A 25,332-nucleotide genomic window follows, 5' to 3' on the forward strand; every position below is an offset into this window, starting at 1 on the left:
CCCGCGATCTCCCTGTGCGTGACAGGCCCGCGTACCCCTTCGTACGCCGCCCACGGGCAGGTGCCCCACTGCTCGGCAGACTACGCCGCCCCACTGACAACGACCCTCACGAGGAAGGACCTCAGACGGGCCGGGCACGTTGCGCGTCCGCGGGAATCGCCCGCGCCGCCTCCTCCGGCGTCCGGCCGGAGGACGGGACGCTCCCGGTGAGCCGGGCCCGTCAGGTGAAGTAGATCCCGCCCAGGACCACGGCCAGCGCCGCCACGGCGAACAGCAGGATCCACAGGAACAACTTGCCCACGCCGGGCGTGGGTTCGTAGCGCGGTTCCCCGGGCGGCGGCGTGCTCACCGGTCCGTCACCACCGCCGCCTGGGGGCGGATCGGGAGGCGGTTGACCGGGCGGCCGGTGGCGGCGCGGACGGCGGAGGCGATGGCCGCCGGGGCCGTCACCACCGGGACCGCGCTGACGGACTTGGCGCCGAAGGGGGCCACCACGTCGCGTTCCTCCACCAGTTTCACGATCCGGATGTCGGGGGCGTCCAGGGCGGTCGGCAGGGCGTAGCCGGTCAGGTCGGGATGGCGGATGAGGCCGCGGGGTGTGCGGAGGTTCTCGGTGAGGGCGATGCCCACGCCCTGGGTGACGCCCGCCTCGATGCGCGCGGCGAGTTGCGCCGGGTTCAGGACCCGGCCCACGTCCTGGGCGACCGCCAGCTCCACCACCCGGACCGAGCCCAGCTCGACGTCGACGTCCACCACCGCGCGGATCGCGCAGAAGGCGAGGCCGACGAAGGCGTCGCCCTGGCCGGAGGCGTTCAGGGGCTCGGTCGGATGCGGGCGGCACTGGGCGGTGGCCCACAGCTCCTTGCCCTCCATCGCCTCGGCGACGGTGGTCGACAGCACGCCGTCGTACGACGTGATCTTGCCGTCCGTGATCTGGAGCAGCTCGGTGGACATGCCGAACTTGTGCGCCAGGGGCTGGAGCAGTTGCGCGCGGACCATCTTGGCCGCCCGCTCCACCGCGCCGCCCGACACCCAGGTGTGCCGGCCCCGGCAGCCCGCGCCGGCCGGCGGCTGGTCGGTGTCGACGGGGGCGACGTGGACCTCCTCCACGCCGAGGGTCTCCTGGACGATCTGCCGGGCCAGGGTGGTGAAGCCCTGGCCGGTCTCCACGGCCGCGCACAGCACGGTCGCGATGCCGTCGTGGACCTTGACCGTCGCGGTCGACACCTCGTCGGCGCCCTCCGCGCCCAGCATGTGCACCATGCCCAGGCCGTAGCCGACGCCCCGGCGCACCGCGCCCGGCTCGCCCGCGCCCTCGGGGCCGCCCGGCAGCAGCCACTCCTCCTCGGGCGTGTCCTTGGGCAGCGCCGGGAGCGGGAAGTCCCGGACGGCCTGGAGGAGTTCGGCGACCGGGGCCGGGCAGGTCACGGTCTGGCCGATCGGGAGGACGTCACCGGTGGCGAGGACGTTGCGCAGGCGCAGTTCGGCCGGGTCCAGTGCCAGCTTCTTCGCCAGCTTGTCCATCTGCGCCTCGTAGGCGGCGCACACCTGCATGGCGCCCTCGCCGCGCACGTGCCCGGAGGGCGGGTTGTTGGTGCGGACGGCCCAGCCCTCGATGAAGGCGTTGGGGACGACGTACGGGCCGCACGCGAAGGAGACGGCGGCGGCGAGCGCGTCGGCGGAGGTGTCGGCGTACGCGCCCGCGTCCAGCAGGATCTGCGCCTCGACCTTCACCAGCTTGCCCTCGGCGTCGGCGTGGTGGCGGTAGCGCAGCAAGGTCGGGTGGCGGTGGGCGTGACCGAGGAAGGACTCCTCGCGGGTCGCCGTCAGCTTCACCGGGCAGCCGGTCTTCAGGGCGAGCAGGCCGAGCGGGAGCTGGAAGCCCTGGTCCTCGCGGTCGGCCGTGGCGCCGGGCACCCCGGTGACAACGATCTTCACCCGTTCGGGGGACAGGCCGTAGCAGGCGGCGGCCGTGTTGCGGTCGGTGTGCGGGTCGGTGGAGGCCAGGTACAGCTCCACCCCGCCGTCGGGGCGCGGTACGGCGAGACCGGCCTCGGCGCCGATCGGGGCCGGGTCCTGGCGGCCGATCCGGTACAGGCCCTCGACCACCACCTCGCCGACCGCCTCCGGGTCGCCGTGGTGCAGCGGGATGTGCCGGATCAGATTGCCGTCGGGGTGCAACGGCTCGGCCTCGAAGGCCTGTTCCGGGTCGGTGACCGGGTCCAGCACCTCGTACTCGACGATGACGGCGGCGGCGGCCATCCGCGCGGTGTCCGGGTGGTCGGCGGCCACGGCCGCGATGGGCTCGCCGTGGTGGCGTACGACCTCGGAGGCGAACACCGGCCGGTCGGGCGTGCCCCGGCCGTGGCGGGGCGTGCCGGGCACGTCCTCGTGGGTGACGACCGCGCGGACGCCGGGCATCTCGCGCGCGTGGGTGGTGTCGATGGAGACGATGCGCGCGTGCGCGTGCGGGGAGCGCAGGACGGCCGCCCACAGCAGGCCCTCGGCCCACAGGTCGGCCGCGTACGGGAAGGTGCCCTCGGTCTTGGCGCGGGCGTCGGCGTGCGGCAGGGACGCGCCGATGCCGTGCGGCAGCGCCTCGGCCTCGGGGGCGGCTTCCGCGGCGGTGGTCGCGGTGCCGGCTTCGTTGCTCACGCCTGGCCTCCGTCCTGGCCGTAGTGCTGGTCGTGCGGTCCCGGCGGCGTGCCGTACGGGTCCGGTGTGTCGTACCGGTCCGGGCCGCCGTACGCGTCGGGCGTGTCGTAGGGGTCCTGTCGCCGCGGGGTGTCGAACGCGCCGGGCGCCTCGAACGCCGACGGGTGGACGCCGCCGGAGCCGGGGCCCGCCTGGCGCGGGATACGGGCCTCGTCCGCGTCCGTCTCGGGTCCGGCGTGGGCCGCCTCGCGCTCGGCGACGACCTCCTGGACGGCCTCCAGGACGCCCCGGTAGCCCGAGCACCGGCACAGGTTGCCGCACAGGGCCTGCCGGGTCTCCAGTTCGGTCGGCGCGGGGTTGCCCTCCAGCAGGTCGTGCACGGTCATCGCCATGCCGGGCACGCAGAAACCGCACTGCACGGCTCCGCAGCGGGCGAGCGCGCGCTGTACGTCGGAGGGCTGCCCGTCCTCGGCCAGGCCCTCGACCGTGCGCACCTCGCTGCCGGCCGCGGTGACCGCCGGGACCAGGCAGGAGGCCACCAGGCGGCCGTCGACCTGCACGTTGCAGGCGCCGCACTCGCCCTGTGAGCAGCCGTCCTTGGCGCCCGCGAGGCCGAGCCGTTCGCGCAGCACGTAGAGCAGGGACTCGCCGATCCAGGCGTCGGTGACCGGGCGGTCGGTGCCGTTGACGCGCAGGACGTAGGAGGCGAGCGGGTGGTCGTCGTGTTGCGGGACCGGTACGGCGGCCCCCTCGGCGTCCTCCTGGGCGCCGGTGCCTTCGGAGGGGTCGTCGGGTACGGCCGCCTCGGCGGAGGGCTCCGGCGTCGGGGAGTGGGCCGCGCCGGGCGTGCCGGGGGCCGCGGTGGTGGCGGGCGCGTCGGCGGAGGCCGCGGGGTCGTCCGGTGCCGCCGGGTCCTCCGTGTCCGGCGTCGTGGCGGGCTGGGAGGGGGCCGCCGGGCCCGCCGGTGGTTCGTGGCCCGCGGGGGCGTCAGCGGGGCGTTCAGGGGCTTCGGCGGGGCCGTGGGCGTCGCCTTCCGGCGCCGTACCGGGCTCGGCCGACTCGTGCGCCGACGGGGCCGGTTCGGCGGGCGCGGTGGGAGCGGCCGTACCGCCGGGCGCGTCGGCGTCGGCGTGTCCGGAGTCCTGGGGCGCGGCCCCGTGATGACCGGCCCCGGCGTGACCGTTCGCCACGTGACCGTCCGCCGCGTGACCGGCCGGACCGTGCCCGTACCCGTTCTCCGCGCCGTACCCGCCCTCCGGAACGTACGCGTTCGCGGCGCCGTACCCGTCGTCCGAGCCGTGCCCGCTCTCCGCGGCGTACCCGTCCTCGGACGCGTACGCCTCCTCCGGGCCGTATCCGTCCTCCGCGCCGTACTCCTGCGGCGCGCCCGCCGGCTCGCTCCCGGAGGGGTACGCGTGGCTCGGGCCGTCCGTCGCCCAGGGGGCCGGCGCGCCGCCGGGCAGGGTGGCGGGCGGTGCGGCGCCCCACTGCTCGACCAGCGAGGACGTGGTGAACTCGCCCGATTCGTCCGGGAGGTCGCCCCCGGCGACGGGGATGGACCACTGCCCGGTGACGTCGTGCCCCGGGGCGGCCGGTGCCGCGGGCTCCTCGAAGGTCCAGTGCTGGGTGGCGGCGGGCTGGTAGGTGAACCGGTCGTCCGCGGCGTGCGGCGGGGCCGGTGCGGCGTTCGGGTCGGGCCACCGGCCGCCGCCGTCGGGCGCGGGCCAGGTGCCCGTGCTGCCGTCGGGGTGCGTGCCGTCGGTGTGCGTGGCCGTGATCCGCGGCGGCACGTAGCCGTGTCCGGGCGCGGCCAGCGGGCTGTCGCCGGACAGCAGGGCGTCGATGCCGCCCTCGGGGAGTTTGACGAAGGCGGTGGCGCCGTCGTCGTAGTCGCCCTGGGGCAGCGGGTCCCAGCGTCCGCCGCCCTGGGGCGTGCCCTCTCCGTGCTGGTCGTCGGTCACGACAGCGCCCTCCCCAGTGCTCGTCGGGCCAGCGCGGCGACAGTGCGCCGCAGGTGCAGTACGGCGGGCGGAAGCGGGGTCACCGAGCCGTCGGGCTCGGGGGCCGGGTCGGGGATGCAGGCCGCGGCGACGTACTCGCCGAAGGCGTGCAGGGCCTCCGGGACGAGCGCGCGGTCGTTGTCCCAGTCGATGAGCCGCGCGACCCACTGCTCGGCGTCCAGCGGCCGGAGCGGCATCGGCGCTATGGCTCCGACGGCGCAGCGCACGCCGCGCCGGGCCGGGTCGAGGACGAGGGCCACGGAGGCCAGCGCGCGGCCCGGGCCGGTGCGTCCGGTCGCCTTCAGGAAGACCTGCGGGGCGTGCAGCAGCGGTACGCGCACGTAGCCGATGAGTTCGCCGCCGCGCAGCATCTCCACGCCGGCCAGCAGGTGCGACACCGGGATCTCCCGGCGGGCTCCGCCCGGGCCCGCGATGATCAGCGTCGCTTCCAGGGCGGCCAGCACCGGCAGCGCGTCCCCGGTGGGGGCGGCGGAGGCGATGTTGCCGCCCAGGGTGCCCGCGTTGCGGATGTGCGGCGGGCCCGCGGCGCGCGCGGCGGCGGCGAGCGCCGGGATCAGGGCCGCGAAGTCGGGGCGGCCCATGCGCGCGTGCGTGAGGCCGGCGCCGAGCAGCGCGTGGCCGTCCTGGTACTGCCAGCCGCGGATCTCGCTGATCCGGCCGAGGCCCACCAGCGCGGCGGGCCTGAGCTGGCCGGAGTTGACGGCGGCCATCAGGTCGGTGCCGCCCGCCACGGGGACGGCGGTCGGCATGGCCGCGAGGGCCGCCACGGCCTCGTCCAGCGTCGTGGGCAACGTGACGGCCTGCGCCGCCTGCGGTGCGTGCGTGGTCAAACCGGCTGCCCCTTCCCGCTGCCCCACCTGGTCCCGCCTGTGTTGCCGTACGGTACGTGCTGACAGGGCGGACGACGCAACTCTGGCACATCTTCGCAACGTGCGAACGCGGGGGTCCGCTAGGAGGCGTTCGCCCGCCTCACCAGGGAAATGGTCCGTTTTCGCACGGCATCAGCGGTGTGCGCGGATTGCCACTCTTCGGTGATGCTGCCGGGGTTTTTCCGTTGCCTGTTCGGGGGCCGGCCCGCGCTGTCACCTGTTCGGGGGCGGCCCCTCGATCGGGCGGCCGAGCACGCCGGGGCGGCGCTGCCACGGGCGGGGCCCGGCCGGCGGCCGGTAGGCGACACCGAGGGCGTCAAGTCGCCCGTAGTGGGCGGCCATCCGGCGTTCGAAGCCGGCGTAGTCCCGGTCCGCGGGGGCGGGCAGCGGGCTCCAGGCGACCTCGGCGAAGGCGGCCAGCCGGGGGAAGGCCTGGTAGTCCACGCGTGCGGTGTCCTCCAGCACCTCGGTCCACACGTTGGCCTGGGTGCCCAGCACGTGCCGGGCCTCCTCCTCGGTGAGCCCGTCCGGCACGGGCTCGAACCGGTAGACGTCCTCCAGGGTGCGCACGAAGCCGATCGGCACGGGCTCGTCCTCGCCGGGGGCCTGACGGTGGTCCAGGTACACGTACTGCTCGGGGCACATGACCACGTCGTGGCCGGCCCGCGCGGCGGCCACGCCGCCTCCGTAGCCGCGCCAGGAGGAGACGGCGGCGCCGGGTGCGAGGCCGCCCTCCAGGATCTCGTCCCAGCCGATGAGGCGGCGCCCGCGCGCGGCGAGCCAGGCGTCGAAGTGCCCGATGAACCAGGACTGCAGCTCGTCCTCGTCGGCGAGGCCGAGGTCGGTGATGCGGGCCTTGGCGGTGACGGACTCGGTCCACTGCTCCTTGCGGCACTCGTCGCCGCCGACGTGGAAGAACTCCGAGAAGGCGGCGGCGTCCGCGGGGAACAGCTCCAGGACCTCCTCGAACACCCCCTCGTAGAAGCGCAGGGTGGTGTCGGTGGGGGCCAGGACGTTGGACGAGATGCCCCAGGTGTCCCAGACGGAGAGGGCGGTGGTGTCGACGACGTCGGTGTTGCCGAGTTCGGGGTACGCGGCGATGGCGGCCTGCGAGTGTCCCGGCACGTCGATCTCGGGGACGACGCTGATGTGCCGCTCGGCGGCGTAGGCGACGATCTCGCGGATGTCGTCCTGGGTGTAGTAACCGCCGTGGGGCTTCTCGTCCCACAGCGGTGAGGCCCGGTGGCCGAATTTCGACCGTGTGCGCCAGGAGGCGACCTCGGTCAGTCGCGGATAGCGCTTGATCTCGATGCGCCAGCCCTGGTCGTCCGTCAGGTGGAGGTGCAGGACGTTGAGTTTGTGCGCGGCCATCAGGTCCAGGTAGCGCAGCACGCCCTCCTTGGGCATGAAGTGCCGGGCGACGTCGAGGAGCAGGCCGCGCCAGCGGAACCGGGGGGCGTCCTCGATGACCTGGTGCGGGACGCCGAGGGCGGTGTCCGGGCGCACGGGGGCGCGCCGGAAGGCGTCGGGGCCGAGGAGCTGGCGCAGGGTCTGCGCGCCCCAGAACACGCCGGCGGGCCCGCCGCCGCGGATCTCCACGCCCCGGTCGGCGGCGGCGCTGAGCCGGTACGCCTCCGGTTCCAGCGTGTCGTCCAGCAGCAGTCGCACGCCGTCGCGGGCGTCCCGCGGCCCGGGGCGCAGCGGCAGGCCCAGGGCCGTGCCGAGGGTGGCCCGCAGCCAGCGTTCGGTGCGCTCGGTGCCCGGACCGGCCCACAGCGTGGTGTCCGGGCCGAAAGGCACGGCGGACCCCTCCGGTCCCTCGATCGCGCGCGGCGCCGGAATCAGTTCCACGACATCAGCCCCTCCCGCGTTGCGTGTGACGCAACACTCCTGCCGCCCTGCACAACGCATGCACCGTCGTCCCGAAGGCTAGGCACTGCGCGAGGGCCCCCACAAGAGGTCTGGACCACTCGGCGGCCGGAAAACACGAAGATCCCCGGAACGCGCCTCACGCGCGCCCCGGGGACCTCACCGTCCGCGGGGGGACAGGACGCGACCTACTTGTCGCCGCCCTTGCCCTCGTCGCCACCGCTGCCCATGGACTCGTAGATCTCCTTGCACATGGGGCAGACGGGGTACTTCTTGGGGTCGCGGCCCGGCACCCAGACCTTGCCGCACAGCGCCACGACGGGGGTGCCGTCGAGGGCGCTCGCCATGATCTTGTCCTTCTGGACGTAGTGGGCGAAGCGCTCGTGGTCGCCGTCGCCGTGGGACACCTGTGGCGTCGGCTCTACGAGGGTCCCCGTACCAGTCCCGCGCTCGGGCTCAAGAGTGCTCATACCAGCAAGGGTACTGAAGCTCACAGGCATCAGTTGAGCGACGGGTCGTCCGGATACGTGGCCACCATCGCCAGCTCGTTGCGCTGGCGGCGCAGCACCTCGCGCCAGAGTCTCTCCGGGGCCGGGGAGGACACGTCCCCCGGCTCGGACTCGACGACGTACCAGGCGCCCTCCACCAGCTCGTCCTCGAGCTGGCCCGGGCCCCAGCCGGCGTACCCGGCGAAGATTCTCAGGGATCCGACGGCGGAGGCGAGCAGTTCCGGCGGTGCCTCCAGGTCGACCAGTCCGATCGCGCCGTGCACCCGCCGCCAGCCGAGCGGCGCGCCGTCCCCGTTCGCGCCGCCGGGGATCACGGCGACGCCGAGCGCCGAGTCCAGCGAGACGGGGCCGCCCTGGAAGACGACGCCGGGCTCGCCGGCGAGGTCGGCCCAGTCCTCCAGGATGTCGCCGACGACCACCGGGGTGGGCCGGTTGAGGACGACACCGAGGGAGCCCTCCTCGTCGTGGTCGAGAAGGAGCACCACCGCACGGTCGAAGTTCGGGTCCGCCAGGGCGGGGGTGGCCACGAGCAGCCGCCCTGTGAGCGAGGACACCTCGGTCATGCCAGACATGATCCCGCATCTTCCCCCGGTGTGGGGAGCCAATCGGGGGCACGGGAGTGAAGGCAGCTCAGGGCGTACGGGAGCGCCCCCGGCGCATGTCCCCGCGCCGGTGACCCGATGTGCCCGGCAGGGAACGGTTCGTGTTGTGACACAGCTATGACGTGCCTGGGCGGTACTTGGGCTTACGGGCGGGGGGTAATCGGCGATTACCCTGTCTTCCCGGCCCGTGCGCACAGTGATCGGCCGGCCCCTGACCAACTCATCGGAACGCGAGATACATGACCGTCAACGACGATGTCCTGCTTGTCCACGGCGGAACCCCGCTGGAGGGCGAGATCCGTGTCCGCGGCGCGAAGAACCTCGTGCCGAAGGCCATGGTCGCCGCCCTGCTGGGCAGCGAGCCGAGCCGACTGCGCAATGTTCCGGACATCCGTGACGTGCGGGTCGTCCGTGGCCTGCTCCAGCTGCACGGGGTGACGGTCCGTCCGGGCGAGGAGCCCGGCGAGCTGGTGCTGGACCCGACGCGGGTCGAGAGCGCCAACGTGGCTGACATCGATGCCCACGCAGGTTCCAGCCGCATCCCGATCCTGTTCTGCGGTCCGCTGCTGCACCGCCTCGGCCACGCCTTCATCCCGGGCCTCGGCGGCTGTGACATCGGCGGCCGGCCCATCGACTTCCACTTCGACGTGCTGCGGCAGTTCGGCGCGACCATCGAGAAGCGGGCCGACGGGCAGTACCTGGAGGCTCCGCAGCGGCTGCGCGGCACGAAGATCCGGCTGCCGTACCCGTCCGTGGGCGCCACCGAGCAGGTGCTGCTGACGGCCGTACTGGCCGAAGGCGTCACGGAGTTGTCCAACGCGGCCGTCGAGCCGGAGATCGAGGACCTCATCTGCGTGCTGCAGAAGATGGGCGCGATCATCGCGATGGACACCGACCGCACGATCCGCATCACGGGTGTGGACAAGCTCGGCGGTTACACCCACCGTGCCCTTCCGGACCGCCTGGAGGCCGCGTCCTGGGCCTCCGCGGCCCTCGCGACCAACGGCAACATCTACGTCCGCGGCGCCCAGCAGCGCTCGATGATGACGTTCCTGAACACCTACCGCAAGGTGGGCGGTGCCTTCCAGATCGACGACGAGGGCATCCGGTTCTGGCACCCGGGCGGCCAGTTGAAGTCCATCGCGCTGGAGACGGACGTGCACCCCGGTTTCCAGACCGACTGGCAGCAGCCGCTGGTGGTGGCCCTGACCCAGGCCACGGGCCTGTCCATCATCCACGAGACGGTCTACGAGTCCCGCCTCGGCTTCACCTCCGCGCTGAACCAGATGGGCGCCCACATCCAGCTCTACCGGGAGTGCCTGGGCGGCTCCGCCTGCCGCTTCGGCGCGCGCAACTTCCTGCACTCCGCGGTCGTCTCCGGCCCCACCAAGCTCCAGGGCGCCGACCTGGTCATCCCCGACCTGCGCGGCGGCTTCTCGTACCTCATCGCGGCCCTGGCGGCCGAGGGCACGTCCCGTGTCCACGGCATCGAGCTGATCAACCGTGGCTACGAGAACTTCATGGAAAAGCTGATGGAACTCGGCGCGAAGGTCGAACTGCCGGGCAAGGCGCTCGGCTGACGGCCACGAACGACGAAAGGGCGGCCCCCTGGGTGGAAGGGGGGCCGCCCTTTCGTGTCTCCACCAGCGGCGCGCCCCGAAAAGGGCGCGGGGGAACCGCGCGACCAGCCACAACGGGCCCGCAGTCACCCACGGCACTCCAGCGGACCGGCGTAACGGCCACGAACGTCGAGAGGGCGGCCCCCTCTGCGGGGGGCCGCCCTTTCGACGTCTTCAGCCGTTCGCGCCCGAAGGGGCGCGGGGAACTGCGCGGCCAGCCACGACCGGCCCGCAGTCACCCACGGCGCTCCATGCCACGGCGCTTCAGTGGGACGGCGCCTCGAAGCGGAGCGTTTACTTGCCCTTGGCGGCTTCCTTGAGCTTGGAGCCCGCGGTGACCTTCACGCTGAAGCCGGCCGGGATGTTGATGGGCTCGCCGGTCTGCGGGTTGCGCGCGGTGCGAGCGGCACGGTGGGTGCGCTCGAAGGTCAGGAAGCCGGGGATGGTGACCTTCTCGTCGCCCTTGGCGACGATCTCGCCGACGGTCTCGGCGAACGCGGCCAGCACGGCGTCGGCGTCCTTGCGGGTCACCTCGGCGCGGTCGGCCAGCGCGGCCACCAGCTCACTGCGGTTCATGTTGTTACTCCCGTGTTTTTCTTGCCGTTGGGGTGTGCCACGCGGCTGAGCCGCCCGAGGCACTGCGATGCCGATGCGCTCGCGCCCTTGGGGGTGCCCCCTGGAACGAAGTCCCTGAGGGAGCATCCTGCCCCTACCTGCGGCGGGAAAGCCAATCCGGCACCCGTAGGAGTCGTGAGAACACCCTGGGGAGTCACACGAAAAGCGCCTGCTCGGCCGTCACCCTAGAGCGAGCCTGGCATCGCGGGGTTCCACGACGCGCCGGTGCGGGGGCCGCCGTGGTGATGCTCACAGCCCCCTGCACATTACGACACGCCGAGGTCAGACGGTCACGCCGGCCGCCTTGGCGGCCTCGCGGACCGCCCCGGCCACGGCGCCCGCGACCTTGTCGTTGAAGACGCTGGGGATGATGTAGTTCGGGTTCAGCTCGTCCTCGGTCACCACGTCGGCGAGGGCCTTCGCGGCGGCGAGCATCATCTCGGTGTTGACCGTGCGGGACTGGGCGTCCAGCAGGCCGCGGAAGACGCCCGGGAAGACCAGCACGTTGTTGATCTGGTTCGGGAAGTCGGAGCGGCCGGTGGCCACGACGGCCGCGGTCTGCCGGGCGATCGCCGGGTCGACCTCGGGGTCCGGGTTCGCGAGCGCGAACACGATGGCGCCCTCGGCCATGGCGGCCACGTCGGTGCCGTCCAGGACGTTCGGGGCGGAGACGCCGATGAAGACGTCGGCGCCGCGCACGGCCTCCTTGAGGGTGCCGGTGAGGCCCTCGGGGTTGGTGTTGTCGGCGATCCAGCGCAGCGGCGAGTCGGACGGGGCGTTCACCAGGTCCTCGCGGCCGGCGTGGACGACCCCGTGGATGTCGGCGACGACGGCGTTCTTGAGGCCGGCGGCGATCAGCAGCTTGAGGATGGCCGTACCGGCCGCGCCCGCGCCGGACATGACGACCCGGATGTTCTCGATCGCCTTTTCCGCGACGCGCAGGGCGTTGGTCAGGGCGGCGAGCACGACGATGGCGGTGCCGTGCTGGTCGTCGTGGAAGACGGGGATGTCGAGGGCCTCGCGCAGCCGGGCCTCGATCTCGAAGCAGCGCGGCGCGGAGATGTCCTCCAGGTTGATGCCGGCGAAGCCGGGGGCGATCGCCTTGACGATCTCCACGATCGCGTCGGTGTCCTGGGTGTCCAGGCAGATCGGCCAGGCGTCGATGCCGGCGAAGCGCTTGAAGAGGGCCGCCTTGCCCTCCATGACGGGCAGCGCGGCCTTGGGGCCGATGTTGCCGAGGCCGAGCACGGCGGAGCCGTCCGTCACGACCGCAACGGAGTTGCGCTTGATGGTGAGGCGGCGGGCGTCCTCGGGGTTCTCGGCGATGGCCATGCAGACCCGGGCCACACCGGGCGTGTAGACCATGGAGAGGTCGTCACGGTTGCGGATGGGGTGCTTCGACGCCATCTCGATCTTGCCGCCGAGGTGCATGAGGAACGTACGGTCCGAGACCTTGCCCAGCGTGACGCCCTCGATGCCGCGCAGCTTCTCGACGATCTCCTCGGCGTGGGCCGTGGAGGTGGCCGCGATGGTCACGTCGATGCGGAGCTTCTCGTGGCCGGACGCGGTGACGTCGAGGCCGGTCACCGAGCCTCCGGAGGACTCCACGGCGGTGGTGAGCTGCGAGACGGCGGTTCCGCTCGCGGGCACCTCCAGCCGGATGGTCATCGAGTAGGAGACGCTGGGCGCCGTTGCCATGGCCGACTTCCTCTGCTTTCACCGTGTCGCGAGTTGTGCCGTCCGATCGTCGCACCTACCGCTCAGTACGTGGTAGTCGCCCTGGGTTACGGACGTTTTGTTCACGCGGGGTTCCCCGGCGGGTGCTGGATTCGGAAAACCACTTCCACCATACGAGAAACGATCAGTCGGGGAAAGAGGCGCGCGGGGCAAAGAAAGAGACCCACGTCACTGTGGTGACGTGGGTCTCTCACACGTTCATGACACCGACCCGCCATGCTCGCCTCGCGGCAAGTGGTCCCTCGAAGGGACGAAGGTTGGGCCCGGGGGCTTGGATCGGGCCGGTGCCACACCAAGGCTAACAAACGGATCCCGTAAGGCCATTCCCGTACGGGAGGTTCAGTCTCTGAGCAGATCCGGGACCCCCGCCGCGTCCGGCTCGTCCCGCTCCCCCGACACCACCGTGAGCTGCTGGGTGGCCCGGGTCAGCGCCACGTACAGCACGCGCAGGCCGGCGGGCGACTCGTCGGCGATCTCCGCGGGCGAGACGACGACCGTCGCGTCGTACTCCAGGCCCTTGGCCTCCAGGCTGCCGAGGGCCACCACCCGGTCGCCGAGACCGGCCAGCCAGCGCCGGGCCTCCTCGCGCCGGTTCATCGCGACGACCACGCCGACCGTGCCGTCCACCAGCCCGAGCAGCCGCTCGGCCTCCGCGCGCACCGTCCGCTCCAGCGACTCCCGTACGACGGTGAAGCGCGGCTGCACGCCGGTGGAGCGCACCGCCGACGGGGCCTCGGAGCCGGGCATGGCGAGCGCCAGGACCTTGGCGGCCAGCTCGGCGATCTCGGCCGGGTTGCGGTAGTTCACGGTGAGCTGGAAGCGGCGCCGGGGCCGGGTGCCGAGGGCCTCGTCGCGGGCCTCTGCCGCCTCGTCCGGGTCGGACCAGGAGGACTGCGCCGGGTCGCCGACGACCGTCCAGGTGGCGTGCCGGCCGCGGCGGCCGACCATGCGCCACTGCATCGGCGTGACGTCCTGCGCCTCGTCCACGATGACGTGCGCGTACTCGGTGCGCTCCTGCGCCAGCCGCTCGGCCCGCTCCCGCTGCGACTCCTCGCGCACCGGCATCAGCTCCTCCAGGCCGGTGAGCTGGTCCAGCGGGTCCAGCTCCCGCTTCTTCCGGGGCCGGGCCGGGGCGCCGAGGATCGCCTGGAGCTCGTCCAGCATGGCGATGTCGTGCACGGAGTACCCGTCCCGCCGCAGCGAGCGGGCGACCTTGCGGACCTCCCCGGGGTTCAGGACGCGCCGGGCCCAGCGGCCGAGCCGCTTCTCGTCGGCCATGGCGGCGAGCACGGCCTTCGGGGTCAGCTCGGGCCACCAGGCGTCGAGGAAGGCGATGAAGGAGTCCTCGCTCGTGATGTCCTCGTCGAAGGAGGAGCGCAGCTCGGCGGCCAGCTCCGGGTCGGTGTGCCGGGTGGCGGCGCCGGAGCGGTCCCACAGGGCGTCCAGGAGCAGCTTGCGGGCGCGCGGACGGAGCAGGTTGACGGGCGCGGTGCCGCCGAGGGCGGTACGGCGGATGCGTTCCAGCTCGTCGGCCTCCAGTTCCAGGCGGCGCCCGAAGGCGACGACGCGCAGGCGGCCGGGCGGACCGGTGACCGTTTCCTCCGCCGGAGCTTCCGCCGGCGCGGCAGGCCCCAGCTCCAGGGCGCCCCGGGCGGCCTTCCGCAGCACCTTCAGCATCCGGTACGAGCCCTTGGCGCGGGCCACGGCCGGGGAGTCGTACAGCGTGGCCTCCGCACCGTCGACCAGCGAGCCGATCGCGCGGATCGCGACCTGGCCCTCCTCGCCGAGCGAGGGCAGCACGCCCTCGGTGTAGGCGACGAGCAGCGGGGTCGGGGAGACGATGAGGATGCCGCCCGCGTAGCGTCTGCGGTCCTGGTAGAGCAGGTAGGCGGCGCGGTGCAGGGCGACGGCCGTCTTGCCGGTGCCCGGGCCGCCCTCCACGTAGGTGATGGAGGCGGCGGGGGCCCGGATGACCATGTCCTGCTCGGCCTGGATGGACGAGACGATGTCCCGCATGGTGTGGCCGCGGGCCTGCCCGAGCGCGGCCATCAGGGCGCCGTCGCCGATGACGGGCAGCCGGTCGCCGTCCAGGAAGGCCGTCAGCTCGGGCCGCATCAGGTCGTCCTCCACGCCGAGGACCCGGCGCCCCTTGGAGCGGATGACCCGGCGCCGCACCACCCGTCCCGGCTCCACGGGCGTGGCCCGGTAGAAGGGGGCGGCGGCGGGGGCGCGCCAGTCGATGACCAGCGGGGAGTAGTCCTCGTCCAGGACACCGATACGGCCGATGTGCAGGGTCTCGGCGATGTCGGCGGTGTTGTCCGGCCGTACGGCCCCCTCCGCCGGCTCGACCGCCGTGTAGGCCCCGTCCGGCCCCTTCTTGCCGTCCTTGCCGAGCAGCAGGTCGATCCGGCCGAAGAGGAAGTCCTCGAACTCGTTGTTCAGCCGGTTCAGGTGGACACCGGCCCGGAAGACCTGCGCGTCCCGCTCGGCGAGCGCCCCCGGAGTGCCGACCTGGCCGCGCTTGGCCGCGTCGCGCATCAGGAACTCGGCCTCGTGGATCTTCTCCTCCAGGCGCTGGTACACCCGGTCCAGGTGTTCCTGCTCGACACTGATCTCTCGGTCGCGGACGGAATCCTGTGCGTCGTGTACCGAGCCGACCGCGGACTGCTGAACCTGAGCGGCCACCGGGCCCCCTTCTGACGTGCTGGGCAGCCGTCAACCGTACGCGAAGGGGACCCGTCGAAGCTACGCCGACTACGCGTCTACCTGGACCAGCTTCTTGCCCTCGAACGTCACCACCTCGAAGTGGTCGATCTCGTTGGGCTGGAACGCCGCGGCCCCGCCGATGTAGAGCGGTTGCTTGGACTGCTCCGTCTTGGCGTCCGGGACGCCGTACCCCCAGTTCGGCACGGACCACGACGACATGGTCACGCGCTGCCCGTTCTTGGCGACGAGCACCAGGGAGCACTTCAGCGGGCCCTTGACGTTCTTCAGCTCCAGGACCGCCTGGGTGCCCCAGTCCTTCGGCGCCATGGCGACGGTCGCGCTGACGTGGGTCGACGCGTCCGTGGCGGACTTCTTGTCGGACATGGTCCGGAAGGTCGCCTGGGCCGGCGTCGCGGTGACCTGCCCGCCCCCGTCCGAGCCGCCGTTCACCGCCACCGCGGCCAGCGGCCCGGCGATGATCAGCGCGGCGGCCGCCGCGATCATGTAGAAGCTGCGCCGGCGCTTCTGGGCGCGCTTCTCGGCGACCTCGTCCACCAGCTTCTCCACCAGCCGCGGGCTGGGTTTGGCGGACAGCGACTCGCCGATCGCGGGCGTGCTGCCGGAGCCCGGCAGGTCCGCGAGCGCGGCGAGCATCGGCTCCATCCCGGCCAGCTCGTCCAACTGCTGGGCGCACCACTCGCAGCCGGCGAGATGGGCCTCGAAGGCGGTTGCCTCGGCGTCGTCGAGAATCCCGAGGGCGTAGGCGCCGACGGTCTCGTGCTCGCTCGGCACCGAAGATCCCTGACTGGGGTTCATGGGCCCAGACATACCCGGACCACCCGGTCCGAATCCCTGCATCCCCCCGTACCCGCTGCTCATCACGCCGTCACCCCCCGCTCCTCCAGTGCCAGCTTCATCGACCGCAGGGCGTAGAACACCCGGGAACGGACCGTTCCGCTCGGTATGCCCAGGGTCTCGGCCGCTTCATTGACCGTACGCCCCTTGAAGTACGTCTCGACGAGCACCTCCCGGTGGGCCGGGGTCAGGTCGTCGAGCGCGTCCGACAGCGTCATCAGCCACAGCGCCTTGTCGATCTCGTCCTCCGCGGGGATGACCTCCAGCGGCGACGGATCGACCTCCTGCGGCCGGGCCTGCCGGCTGCGGTGGCCGTCGATGACGATGCGGCGCGCGACCGTCACCAGCCAGGGGCGTACCGAACCGGTCGCCCGATTGAGCTGACCGGCGTTCTTCCAGGCACGGATGAGCGTTTCCTGTACGACGTCCTCGGCGCGCTGCCGGTCACCGGCGACCAGCCGCAGGACATACGCGAGCAGGGGGCCGGCGTGCTCCCGGTACAGCGCACGCATCAGCTCCTCATCCGGCTCCGAGGGCTGTGAGGACATGCGATGTCGGGCCCTCGCTCCACGTTCATTGGCCACGGCCGCATCCTTGCGCACGCCCACCTCCGGTGTCCGGGGGTTCCCCCAGTCGGTCGCTCGCCCACCCGTACGGACGGGGGCGGCCCGGTGTTCAAACCCGAGTGACAGATTTCTTGGGGGTGACGTGACGAGCGGGACATGCGCACACATTCCCACCGCGCGATCTTCACATCTCCGACACGCGAGTGAGGCTGCCGGGAGATTCCCGTGTACGGGCCATCCAAACCCGGTGTTGCAGAAATCACTCCGGCTGTGTGGCGGGAGGGCCGGGGGATCAGGTTCGGGTGAGGGCTGCCGTTCGGCGGCGGTGGCGGGCCACTCGTTCGCGGTTGCCGCAGGCCTCGCTGGAGCACCAGCGGCGGCGCCGGCCGCGGGAGGTGTCGAGGTACACGAGCGGACAGTCGTCCCCCTCGCACTCCCGTACGGCGGCCCGCGCGACGGGGTCGGTGAGCAACTCGACGGCGTCCCGGGCGACGAGGGCGAGCAGCGCGGCACAACTGGGCGGCCCGGCCAACTCCCGTACGAGTCCGCCGCCTTCTGCGCGTACGGCGACGGGCGCGGGGGTCGCGCCGAGGGCCAGCTCGTTCACGCGCCCGAGCGCCCGCCCGTACGACGACGCGTCTCCGGGGCACGGCCCGCGCACCAACGCCCGCACGCATCCGCGCAGTTCGCGGAACGCGGCCGGCCAGGACGCATCGGCGTGACCGAGCGCCGTACCGTCGGGCACGAGCCCGGCCCCCTTGATCCACGCGCACAACGCGCCGACGCCGTCGAGCCGTTCGCCCGGATGCGTGGTGGCGAGGAGATCCAGGCACACCCGCCCGGCATCGAACCGCGGCGCGTACGCGGAGGGGGCGCTCCCGAGTGCCATGTGCCAGTCACCGCCTAGGCAGGAACCGTGCGGGGTCTCCCCCCACAGTGCCCGCGCGGAGGAAACACCGGAACCCCTCGCACCGCGCCGGGACGAGATCTCACGGAACCTCGGGGGCCGACGCCCGGCACGCGGGAGGGCGTCGCGGCCCACGTCCGGCACTGCCGGGAGCAGTGGGAGACGTCCGGGCCGCGCAAGCGCAGCCGAGCGCGGGGGGAGCTGGCAGCCGACGACAACGCGGCAGACGCGCGTGCCAGGCCCCGCGACGCCGGGATGATCCGAACGCCAGGGCCTAGCTAGCCCTGGGCGGGCCGCGGTCCGGCCACCCGCGCGGTCACGCGTCGCAGGCCTGTTCCGCGGCACCCCGCGGTGACGGCGGCGGTGAGCCTCACCGGAGGTTCCCCGGCCGAGTGAGAGCAACGTTCCCTTCCGGTCACTCACAGGCACAGGCCGGAAACGCGTCCTCCCTACCTTCGGGCTGAGTCAGTGGTCGGCAGACCGAGCAGCCGGAGCACCGTGGAGGCGTGATGACAGGCCCAGCCCCAACCCGTCGCAGTGGCCGCTGGATCGAGCGCTGGGATCCGGAGGACGAGGCGTTCTGGCAGGCGACCGGGGAACGGATCGCCCGCCGGAACCTCTGGTTCTCCGTCCTCTCCGAACACATCGGCTTCTCCGTCTGGACCCTGTGGTCGGTCCTGGTCCTGTTCATGGGCCCGGAGTACGGCCTCACCCCCGCCGACAAGTTCCTGCTGACGTCGGTGGTCACGCTGGTCGGCGCGGTGGTCCGGGTGCCGTACACCTTCGCCGTGGCCGTCTTCGGCGGCCGTAACTGGACGATCGTCTCGGCGAGCCTGCTGCTGATCCCGACCGTCGCCGCGTTCGTGGTCATGGAGCCGGGGACGTCGTACTCCACGTTCCTCCTGGTGGGCCTGCTGGCCGGTATCGGCGGCGGCAACTTCGCCTCCTCCATGACCAACATCAACGCCTTCTTCCCGCTCAGGAAGAAGGGCTGGGCGCTCGGCCTCAACGCCGGCGGCGGCAACATCGGCGTCCCGGTCATCCAGCTCGTCACGCTCGCCATCATCGGCGCGAGCGGCGGCCCCCGCGTGCTGCTCGGGATCTACATCCCGCTGATCGTCGTGGCCGCCGTACTCGCCGCGCTCTTCATGGACAACCTGTCCTCGGTGAAGAACGACACCGGCGCGGCCAAGGACGCCGCCCGTGACGCCCACACCTGGATCATGTCCTTCCTCTACATCGGCACCTTCGGCTCCTTCATCGGCTACAGCTTCGCCTTCGGCCAGGTGCTGACGAACGGGTTCGGCCGGACGCCCCTCCAGGCCGCGTACCTCACCTTCATCGGCCCGCTGCTCGGCTCCCTCATCCGCCCCCTCGGCGGCTGGCTCGCCGACCGCTACGGCGGCGCCCGCATCACCCTGTGGAACTACGTCGGCATGGCCGCCGCCACCGCCGTGCTCATCGTCGCCAGCATGCAGAAGTCGCTGCCGCTGTTCGTGTCCGTGTTCGTCGTCCTGTTCGTGCTGAGCGGACTCGGCAACGGCTCGACGTTCAAGATGATCCCCGGCATCTTCCAGGCCAAGGCGCTGGCCAAGGGCCTGGAGGGCGAGGCGGCGGTCGCCCACGGCCGGCGGCTGTCCGGCGCCTCCATGGGCCTGATCGGCGCGGTCGGCGCGCTCGGCGGCGTCGGCATCAACATGGCCTTCCGCCAGTCCTTCCTCTCCTACGGCTCCGGCACCGGCGCGTTCGTCGCCTTCCTCGCCTACTACGGCGTCTGCTTCGCGGTCACCTGGGCCGTATACCTTCGTCGTACGGCGGCGCGGGTTCCTGCCGCGGCTGCCGCGTCGGAGGCGAAGGCCCAGCTCAGCTATGCCGAGGTGTGACGTAACACCGGCGACATCGAGCCGAACCGAGCCTGTCACGCATCGTTGACAGGCTCGATCGGCGTGCCGGTCAGCTAGGAGAGCCCATGTACGACGAAGAGCAGCAACCCGAGCACGGCCCCCTCGCCGGGTTCACCGTGGGCGTCACCGCCGCGCGCCGGGCCGAGGAGCTGGGCGCCCTGCTCCAGCGGCGCGGCGCCACCGTTCTGCACGCCCCCGCCCTGCGGATCGTGCCGCTCGCGGACGACGGCGAACTGCTCGCCGCCACGAAGGAGATCATCGACCAGGTGCCGGACGTCGTGGTCGCCACCACGGCGATCGGCTTCCGCGGCTGGGTCGAGGCCGCCGACGGCTGGGGCCTCGGCGAACAGTTGCTGGGCCGGCTGCGCGGGGTCCGCCTGCTGGCCCGCGGCCCCAAGGTCAAGGGCGCGATCCGCGCGGCAGGCCTCACCGAGGAATGGTCACCCTCTTCCGAATCCCTGGCCGAGGTACTGGACCGCCTCCTGGAGGAGGGTGTCGACGGCGACCGCATCGCCGTGCAGCTCCACGGCGAGCCGCTCCCCGGCTTCGTGGAGTCGCTGCGCGCCGCCGGGGCGGAAGTGGTGCCCGTCCCGGTCTACCGCTGGATGCCCCCCGAGGACCTCAGCCCGCTCGACCGGCTCCTGGACGCGGCCGTCACCCGCGGCGTGGACGCCCTCACCTTCACCAGCGCCCCCGCGGCGGCCTCCCTCCTCTCCCGCGCGGAGGACCGCGGCCTGCTGGACGACCTGCTGTCCGCCCTGGCCCACGACGTCCTCCCCGCCTGTGTGGGCCCGGTCACCGCGATCCCGCTCCAGGCCCGCGGGGTGGACACGGTCCAGCCGGAACGCTTCCGCCTCGGCCCGCTGGTCCAGCTCCTGTGCCAGGAGCTCCCGGCCCGCGCCCGGTCCCTGCCCATCGCCGGGCACCGGGTGGAGATCCGCGGCCACGCGGTCCTGGTCGACGGCGACCTCAAGCCGGTCCCCCCGGCCGGCATGTCCCTCCTGCGCGCCCTCGCCCGCCGCCCCGGCTGGGTCGTCCCCCGCGCCGACCTCCTCCGCGCCCTCCCCGGCGCGGGCCGCGACGAACACGCCGTCGAGACGGCGATGGCCCGTCTCCGCACGGCCCTCGGCGCCCCGAAGCTGATCCAGACGGTGGTGAAGCGGGGCTACCGGCTGGCCCTGGACCCGGCGGCGGACGCGAAGTACTCGGACGCGTGAGCCGGCGTCCGGACCCTGTTCACAAGTAGGTGGCCGAGTGGACGTAGAGGCACTCGTGCCGCGGGACGATCAAAGAGAAACGGCGCGCGGTTCCGCCATCGCCGTGCGGAACCCGGGGTCGTCCCGGCTGCCGGCGTTGTGCAGGGCGACGAGGGCGGCCTGGCAGCGGGAACGCAGGTCGGGTCGCCGCTCGATCTCCACCTGTGCCTGCCAGTAAGCGAGCCAGTACTGAAGGTGCGCGCCAGCGCGATGCGAACCGCCGCCGGAGTTCCCTCGGGGTGCGGGATCAGCTCGTGGCCGTAGTCCGGTTGTGTGATCACGCGGCCGCTCCTCCGTGCGCACGTGCTCGGCTTCCTGCACGTACTGGGCATCACGGACAGCGACCTGGCGTCCGGCGCGGCCGTACCCCGCCCACCTCGAACCACAGCAGCTTCCCGGCGCCCCGGTCCAGCGGGCTGTCGGCCAGGGACAGGCCGCCCCAGGAGTCGGCGTACTCCTGCACGAGGTGCAGCCCGCGCCCCTCTTCGGCGTCCAGCGGTGGCACCGGAACGCGATCCCAGGGCGGCTGCCCGAAAGGCGCCGGGATGCACGGGTGACTGTCCCAGACGCCGACCCGCAGCCGGCCGTCCGCGAGGGCGGTGAGCCGGAGGGAGGTGGGGCCGGTGCTGTGCCGGTAGGCGTTGCCGACCAGCTCGGACGTCAACAGTTCCACGGTGTCCAGGACTTCGTGTCTGTCGTGCCCGTTCAGCACGGCCCGTACGGTCATACGTGCGACGCGTGCCGCGCGGGGATCATGCGGCAGCCGAAGGGCGTACACCCAGGTGTCGGGCAGGGATACGGTGCCCATGAAAACCTCCGGTGAGAGAAGGGAACGGGCTCGCTCAACTGGTCACGCCGGGCGGTGGCTCTGCCTGCGGAGCAGGTGCGCTTCCGGCTTACGAGCGCTGGGAGTTGAGGGGTACGTCGTAACCGTAGGGCAGCTGGTTAGATGCATCTAACGGAACTGGCTAGATGCGTCCATACTTCACTCTTGTGAGGGAGCGCAACGCCGCTTCGCGGCCGGGAAGGAGACGTCGTGCCGCCCACCAACAGCCCTACGCTGCGGCAGCGAAGGCTGGGTGCAGAGCTGCGAAAACTCCGGGAGCGGGCGGGACTCACCGCCACAGGTGCCGCCGAACTGCTCGGCGTCAACCAGTCGCGTGTCAGCATGATCGAAACCGGCCGCACGCCCATCAGTGCGGACCGGCTGCGCTCCATGGCGCACGTCTACGACTGCTCGGATGAAGCGCTCATCGACGCCCTTGCCGCGATGACGGGACGACGCGCCCGTGGCTGGTGGGAGGAGTACCGCGAACACCTGCCTGCCGCGCTGGTCGACCTGGCCGAACTGGAGCACCATGCCACCGCGTTGCGGGTGGCACTCATGATCCATATCCCGGCACTTCTGCAGACCACCGACCACGCCCGTGCCATCTTGCAGTCGGCAGCACCGCCGATGCGGCAGTACGAGATCGAACACCGCCTCACACACCGCATGAAGCGGCAGGGCGTGCTGCACAGGACGGATCCCCCGCCGTACACCGCGGTCATCCACGAATCGGCGCTCCACATGAACTTCGGTGGCCCGGCCGTAGCCCGGGGGCAGCTCAAGCACCTGCTCGACATGAGCGAACTCCCGCACGTCACCGTTCGCGTCATCACCTTCGGAGCGGACGACTTCCCGACCACCGGCCAGCCCTTCGACTATGTCGAGGGCCCCGTCCCACAGCTCGACACCGTTCAGCTGGACTCGCATCACGGCGCCTGTGAATTCATCGACGCCGAGGCTCCGCTGAACAAGTACCGGGCTGTGCTGAACCGGATGGAGTCCTGCGCGCTCGATCCCGCCGAGACGCGCGACTTCATCCATCACCGCATCCAGAACCTGTAAGGAGAAACCATGCCGACCCTCCACTGGCGGAAGTCCACCTACAGCTCCGACGGCTCGAACTGCGTGGAGATAGCCACCACCCCCACCACCATCCACATCCGCGACTCCAAGACCCCCACCGCCCGCCACCTCACCCTCACCCCCTCCACCTGGGCGGACTTCCTTCCCTGCCTCCGAGCGGACCAAGGCTCTGGAACTCCTCAAGTGGTTTGAGACGGGCGGCTCCTCGCGTCCACCCTGGCCGTATGAAGGGACTCGCGGGATTCGGCAAGAAGCAAGACCTCGTGCTGGTCATCCGGGACTCGGACCTGGTCGCGGCCGCGCTGCGAGAGGCGTTGGACGGGGCTTCGGAAGCGGAGCGGGCGGGGCTGGAGCGGGCGGTCGCGCTCGTCGGGGCCACCGCCGGCGCCAGTGAGGGACGGCTGCGTGCCGACTGGGTCCGCGCCAGGCTGGCCGACGTCGGGTTCACCGGGGACCTCGCCTCCGTCGCCGCCGTGAAGGCACTGCGTCAGGCCGAGCCTGGTCTGAGCCTGCTGGCGGCCGTCCAGTTGCAGAAGGACGCCGTGGCCCATCGGGAGTAGGTGGTCAGCCGACCGGCGTCGCCTCCGGGATCGGGGGCCGCTCCGCCGGCGGTGCCGCCACCCCGCCCGTGCGGCGGAGTTTCTGCCAGCGCAGTCGGCCGCCGGTGAGGGCGGTGATCCAGGACTGGAGCAGGACGACGTACATCAACTGGCGGTAGAGGAGCTGCTGGAGGGGGAGGGAGAGGAGCGGGGTGAGGCGTTCGCGGTCCAGGTGGAAGGCGTACGCCGCGCAGAGCGCCTGGACGGCCAGGACCGCGCACCAGGCCAGGACCGTCTTGGCCGTCGGGCCGAAGACCAGGCCGTAGACCAGGAAGAGGTCGATCAGCGGGGCCAGGAGCGGGGCCACGACCATGAACAGGGAGACGAGGGGCAGGCCCACTCGGCCGAAGCGGCCCGACGGGCCCCGCTCGAACAGCGCCCGGCGGTGCTTCCAGATGGCCTGCATGGTGCCGTACGACCAGCGGTAGCGCTGGGACCACAGCTGCTGGACCGACTCGGGCGCCTCCGTCCAGGCGCGGGCCTTCTCGGCGTACACCACGCGCCAGCCGTCGCGGTGCAGGGCCATCGTGACGTCGGTGTCCTCGGCGAGCGTGTCGTCGCTCATGCCGCCGACCCGTTGCAGGGCCGAGCGGCGGAACGCCCCGACCGCACCTGGGATCGTCGGCATGCAGCGCAGGACGTCGTACATGCGGCGGTCGAGGTTGAAGCCCATCACGTACTCGATGTGCTGCCACGCGCCGATGAGCCGGTTCTTGTTGCCGACCTTGGCGTTGCCGGCGACGGCGCCGACGCGCGGGTCGGCGAAGGGCTGGACGAGTTCGCGGACGGTGGCCGGTTCGAAGACGGTGTCGCCGTCCATCATCACGACCAGCTCGTGCCGGGCGTTCGCCAGGCCCCGGTTGAGGGCGGCCGGCTTGCCCGCGTTGGCCTGGCGGATCACCCGTACGTCCGGCAGGTCCAGCGCCTCCACGATGTCGGCCGTGCCGTCCGCCGAGCCGTCGTCGATGACCAGCACTTCCACGGGGTGCTCGCTGCGCGTCAGTGAACGGACCGTGTTCTCGATGCACTTGGCCTCGTTGTACGCCGGCACCAGCACCGACACCGGCTCGGTGACCGGCTCCTCGCCCCAGCGGAAGCCGGGCCGCCGGGTGCGGCGGGCGTGCGCGCCGGACAGCAGCAGCATCAGGCCGAAGCGGGCGAAGACGAGACAGCCGACGACGGCGAGGCCGGCGACGAGGACCGTGGTGATGTCGTCGGACGCCTTCACCAGCAGGATCCAGGCCTTCCCCTTCCACAGGTCGAGGCCCGTGACCCGGGTGTCCGCGCTCGGGGCCCGCAGCGCCCCGGTGAGGGTCTGGAAGGTGTAGCCCTGCTGCTGGAGCCGGGGCAGGAGCCTGTCGAGCGCCTGGACGGTCTGGTGCCGGTCGCCGCCCGAGTCGTGCATGAGGACGACCGCGCCCCGGCCGCCGTGGGGCGTGACGTTGCGGATGATCCGCTCGACGCCCGGCTTGCGCCAGTCCTCGCTGTCGGCGTCGTCCACGACCGTGAGGTAGCCCCGGCTGCCGATGTACCGCGTGACCGGCCACGACCGGTTGTCGATCGCGTTGGCGGAGGAGGAGTACGGCGGCCGGAACAGCGAGCTGCGGATGCCGGCCGCCCCGGCGAGGGCGAGCTGGTTCTGCGACAGCTCCCAGTCGATGCGCTTCGGGGAGTGGTACGACAGGTCGGGGTGGCCGAAGGTGTGCAGGCCGACCTCGTGCCCCTCGGCGACCATGCGCCGGACCAGCTCCGGGTGGCGCGAGGTCATGGTGCCGGTGACGAAGAAGACCGCGTGCGCGTGGTGCTTCTTCAGCACGTCGAGCACCTTCGGGGTCCAGGTCGGGTCGGGGCCGTCGTCGAAGGTGAGGACGATGCGGTGGTCGGGTATGCGCAGGCTGTCGCTACGGCCGTTGCGCGTGTCGATCACCGGACCGCCGTCCAGGATGCGCTGCGGAACCCGGTCGTTCGCCGCGGAGGGCCGGATGCGGTGGTCGGCGAGGATCTCGTTGTGCACGTAACCGCGCAGCATGAGCATCGCCAGGGTCGCCACCAGGACCAGGAGGGGGAGCAGGTAGCGCAGCGGCAGCCGGGTACGGCGGCGGGGGTGTGAAGCCATCTGAGGGTGTTCCGC

At 72.3% G+C, this 25,332-nt stretch carries 21 protein-coding genes; 6 read left to right on the top strand and 15 right to left on the bottom strand.

Translation table 11 applies throughout. From position 1 onward, the window contains the following. Positions 1 to 220: 220 nt before the first annotated feature. From OO52_RS53970 to OO52_RS15070, 7 genes are all read right to left on the bottom strand, one after another. Positions 221 to 349, bottom strand: a complete 129-nt coding sequence (locus OO52_RS53970; protein ID WP_258055457.1) for a hypothetical protein — start codon at positions 347 to 349, stop codon at positions 221 to 223. Continuing rightward, entirely contained in the window at positions 346 to 2,655 is a 2,310-nt protein-coding gene (locus OO52_RS15045; protein WP_030651601.1) for a xanthine dehydrogenase family protein molybdopterin-binding subunit, read from the bottom strand. The genes OO52_RS53970 and OO52_RS15045 overlap by 4 nt, the downstream gene beginning before the upstream one ends. Then, positions 2,652 to 4,616, bottom strand: a complete 1,965-nt coding sequence (locus OO52_RS15050) for a 2Fe-2S iron-sulfur cluster-binding protein (RefSeq protein ID WP_030651604.1) — start codon at positions 4,614 to 4,616, stop codon at positions 2,652 to 2,654. The genes OO52_RS15045 and OO52_RS15050 overlap by 4 nt, the downstream gene beginning before the upstream one ends. Next, positions 4,613 to 5,506 (bottom strand): FAD binding domain-containing protein, encoded by an 894-nt coding sequence (locus tag OO52_RS15055; protein ID WP_030651608.1) that lies wholly within the window; start codon positions 5,504 to 5,506, stop codon positions 4,613 to 4,615. The genes OO52_RS15050 and OO52_RS15055 overlap by 4 nt, the downstream gene beginning before the upstream one ends. Positions 5,507 to 5,758: 252 nt before the next feature. After that, positions 5,759 to 7,396 carry a beta-N-acetylhexosaminidase gene (locus OO52_RS15060; protein ID WP_030651610.1) on the bottom strand — a complete coding sequence of 546 codons (1,638 nt, stop codon included), beginning with the start codon at positions 7,394 to 7,396 and terminating at the stop codon, positions 5,759 to 5,761. Between the two features lie 206 nt (positions 7,397 to 7,602). Continuing rightward, the gene (locus OO52_RS15065) at positions 7,603 to 7,884 is read right to left on the bottom strand and encodes a DUF3039 domain-containing protein (protein WP_030651613.1); all 282 of its coding nucleotides are present in this window, start codon (positions 7,882 to 7,884) and stop codon (positions 7,603 to 7,605) included. A gap of 29 nt (positions 7,885 to 7,913) precedes the next feature. Beyond that, a complete protein-coding gene (locus OO52_RS15070) occupies positions 7,914 to 8,486 on the bottom strand; it encodes a YqgE/AlgH family protein (protein ID WP_030651615.1) in 573 nt (190 codons plus the stop codon). 278 nt (positions 8,487 to 8,764) lie between these two features. Here OO52_RS15070 and murA point away from each other — a divergent pair, with 278 nt between their 5' ends. After that, positions 8,765 to 10,105, top strand: coding sequence for a UDP-N-acetylglucosamine 1-carboxyvinyltransferase (gene murA, locus OO52_RS15075; RefSeq protein WP_030651620.1), 1,341 nt, complete (start codon positions 8,765 to 8,767; stop codon positions 10,103 to 10,105). A gap of 333 nt (positions 10,106 to 10,438) precedes the next feature. Here the strand turns inward: murA and OO52_RS15080 are convergent, their stop codons facing one another. The 6 genes from OO52_RS15080 to OO52_RS15105 all read right to left on the bottom strand — a co-directional run bounded on the left by OO52_RS15080 (position 10,439) and on the right by OO52_RS15105 (position 17,512). Then, positions 10,439 to 10,720 (bottom strand): HU family DNA-binding protein, encoded by a 282-nt coding sequence (locus OO52_RS15080; protein WP_014673024.1) that lies wholly within the window; start codon positions 10,718 to 10,720, stop codon positions 10,439 to 10,441. 321 nt (positions 10,721 to 11,041) lie between these two features. Next, the gene (locus OO52_RS15085) at positions 11,042 to 12,457 is read right to left on the bottom strand and encodes an NAD-dependent malic enzyme (protein WP_030651623.1); all 1,416 of its coding nucleotides are present in this window, start codon (positions 12,455 to 12,457) and stop codon (positions 11,042 to 11,044) included. Between the two features lie 378 nt (positions 12,458 to 12,835). Continuing rightward, a complete protein-coding gene (locus tag OO52_RS15090; protein ID WP_030651628.1) occupies positions 12,836 to 15,181 on the bottom strand; it encodes a HelD family protein in 2,346 nt (781 codons plus the stop codon). 69 nt (positions 15,182 to 15,250) lie between these two features. Further along, complete coding sequence (locus OO52_RS15095; RefSeq protein ID WP_196944902.1) at positions 15,251 to 16,018, bottom strand: anti-sigma factor family protein; 768 nt, start codon at positions 16,016 to 16,018, stop codon at positions 15,251 to 15,253. A 62-nt stretch (positions 16,019 to 16,080) separates the two neighbouring features. After that, complete coding sequence (locus OO52_RS15100) at positions 16,081 to 16,665, bottom strand: sigma-70 family RNA polymerase sigma factor (RefSeq protein WP_009188888.1); 585 nt, start codon at positions 16,663 to 16,665, stop codon at positions 16,081 to 16,083. Between the two features lie 250 nt (positions 16,666 to 16,915). Beyond that, positions 16,916 to 17,512, bottom strand: coding sequence for a CGNR zinc finger domain-containing protein (locus tag OO52_RS15105; protein ID WP_030651636.1), 597 nt, complete (start codon positions 17,510 to 17,512; stop codon positions 16,916 to 16,918). A gap of 527 nt (positions 17,513 to 18,039) precedes the next feature. Here OO52_RS15105 and OO52_RS15110 point away from each other — a divergent pair. Continuing rightward, positions 18,040 to 19,413, top strand: a complete 1,374-nt coding sequence (locus OO52_RS15110; protein ID WP_030651638.1) for a nitrate/nitrite transporter — start codon at positions 18,040 to 18,042, stop codon at positions 19,411 to 19,413. Between the two features lie 86 nt (positions 19,414 to 19,499). Next, positions 19,500 to 20,651, top strand: coding sequence for a uroporphyrinogen-III synthase (locus tag OO52_RS15115; protein ID WP_030651641.1), 1,152 nt, complete (start codon positions 19,500 to 19,502; stop codon positions 20,649 to 20,651). Between the two features lie 370 nt (positions 20,652 to 21,021). Here the strand turns inward: OO52_RS15115 and OO52_RS15120 are convergent, their stop codons facing one another. Continuing rightward, positions 21,022 to 21,498, bottom strand: a complete 477-nt coding sequence (locus tag OO52_RS15120) for an ATP-binding protein (protein WP_030651644.1) — start codon at positions 21,496 to 21,498, stop codon at positions 21,022 to 21,024. A 228-nt stretch (positions 21,499 to 21,726) separates the two neighbouring features. On the opposite strand from OO52_RS15120, the gene OO52_RS15125 reads away from it, so the two are divergent. The 3 genes from OO52_RS15125 to OO52_RS15130 are packed head-to-tail and all read left to right on the top strand — an operon-like array spanning position 21,727 to position 23,162. Further along, on the top strand, positions 21,727 to 22,581 hold the full coding sequence (locus tag OO52_RS15125; protein WP_030651647.1) for a helix-turn-helix domain-containing protein: 855 nt from the start codon (positions 21,727 to 21,729) through the stop codon (positions 22,579 to 22,581). 9 nt (positions 22,582 to 22,590) lie between these two features. Further along, on the top strand, positions 22,591 to 22,794 hold the full coding sequence (locus tag OO52_RS47220; RefSeq protein ID WP_078629663.1) for a DUF397 domain-containing protein: 204 nt from the start codon (positions 22,591 to 22,593) through the stop codon (positions 22,792 to 22,794). Positions 22,795 to 22,826: 32 nt separating this feature from the next. After that, positions 22,827 to 23,162 carry a hypothetical protein gene (locus OO52_RS15130; RefSeq protein WP_030651650.1) on the top strand — a complete coding sequence of 112 codons (336 nt, stop codon included), beginning with the start codon at positions 22,827 to 22,829 and terminating at the stop codon, positions 23,160 to 23,162. Between the two features lie 4 nt (positions 23,163 to 23,166). Here the strand turns inward: OO52_RS15130 and OO52_RS15135 are convergent, their stop codons facing one another. After that, the gene (locus OO52_RS15135; RefSeq protein ID WP_030651653.1) at positions 23,167 to 25,317 is read right to left on the bottom strand and encodes a bifunctional polysaccharide deacetylase/glycosyltransferase family 2 protein; all 2,151 of its coding nucleotides are present in this window, start codon (positions 25,315 to 25,317) and stop codon (positions 23,167 to 23,169) included. Between the last annotated feature and the right edge of the window lie 15 nt (positions 25,318 to 25,332).

The organism is Streptomyces flaveolus (assembly GCF_000716535.1).
In the GTDB taxonomy this organism is placed as follows: domain Bacteria; phylum Actinomycetota; class Actinomycetes; order Streptomycetales; family Streptomycetaceae; genus Streptomyces; species Streptomyces flaveolus_A.

Coding starts and splice junctions, on each gene's coding strand:
- OO52_RS15115 (WP_030651641.1), top strand. CDS start 19,500: ATGTACGACGAAGAGCAGCAACCCGAGCACGGCCCCCTCGCCGGGTTC.
- OO52_RS15110 (WP_030651638.1), top strand. CDS start 18,040: ATGACAGGCCCAGCCCCAACCCGTCGCAGTGGCCGCTGGATCGAGCGC.
- OO52_RS15135 (WP_030651653.1), bottom strand. CDS start 25,317: ATGGCTTCACACCCCCGCCGCCGTACCCGGCTGCCGCTGCGCTACCTG.
- murA (WP_030651620.1), top strand. CDS start 8,765: ATGACCGTCAACGACGATGTCCTGCTTGTCCACGGCGGAACCCCGCTG.
- OO52_RS15085 (WP_030651623.1), bottom strand. CDS start 12,457: ATGGCAACGGCGCCCAGCGTCTCCTACTCGATGACCATCCGGCTGGAG.
- OO52_RS15095 (WP_196944902.1), bottom strand. CDS start 16,018: ATGAACCCCAGTCAGGGATCTTCGGTGCCGAGCGAGCACGAGACCGTC.
- OO52_RS15080 (WP_014673024.1), bottom strand. CDS start 10,720: ATGAACCGCAGTGAGCTGGTGGCCGCGCTGGCCGACCGCGCCGAGGTG.
- OO52_RS15130 (WP_030651650.1), top strand. CDS start 22,827: ATGAAGGGACTCGCGGGATTCGGCAAGAAGCAAGACCTCGTGCTGGTC.
- OO52_RS15065 (WP_030651613.1), bottom strand. CDS start 7,884: ATGAGCACTCTTGAGCCCGAGCGCGGGACTGGTACGGGGACCCTCGTA.
- OO52_RS15105 (WP_030651636.1), bottom strand. CDS start 17,512: ATGGCACTCGGGAGCGCCCCCTCCGCGTACGCGCCGCGGTTCGATGCC.
- OO52_RS47220 (WP_078629663.1), top strand. CDS start 22,591: ATGCCGACCCTCCACTGGCGGAAGTCCACCTACAGCTCCGACGGCTCG.
- OO52_RS15070 (WP_030651615.1), bottom strand. CDS start 8,486: ATGACCGAGGTGTCCTCGCTCACAGGGCGGCTGCTCGTGGCCACCCCC.
- OO52_RS15120 (WP_030651644.1), bottom strand. CDS start 21,498: ATGGGCACCGTATCCCTGCCCGACACCTGGGTGTACGCCCTTCGGCTG.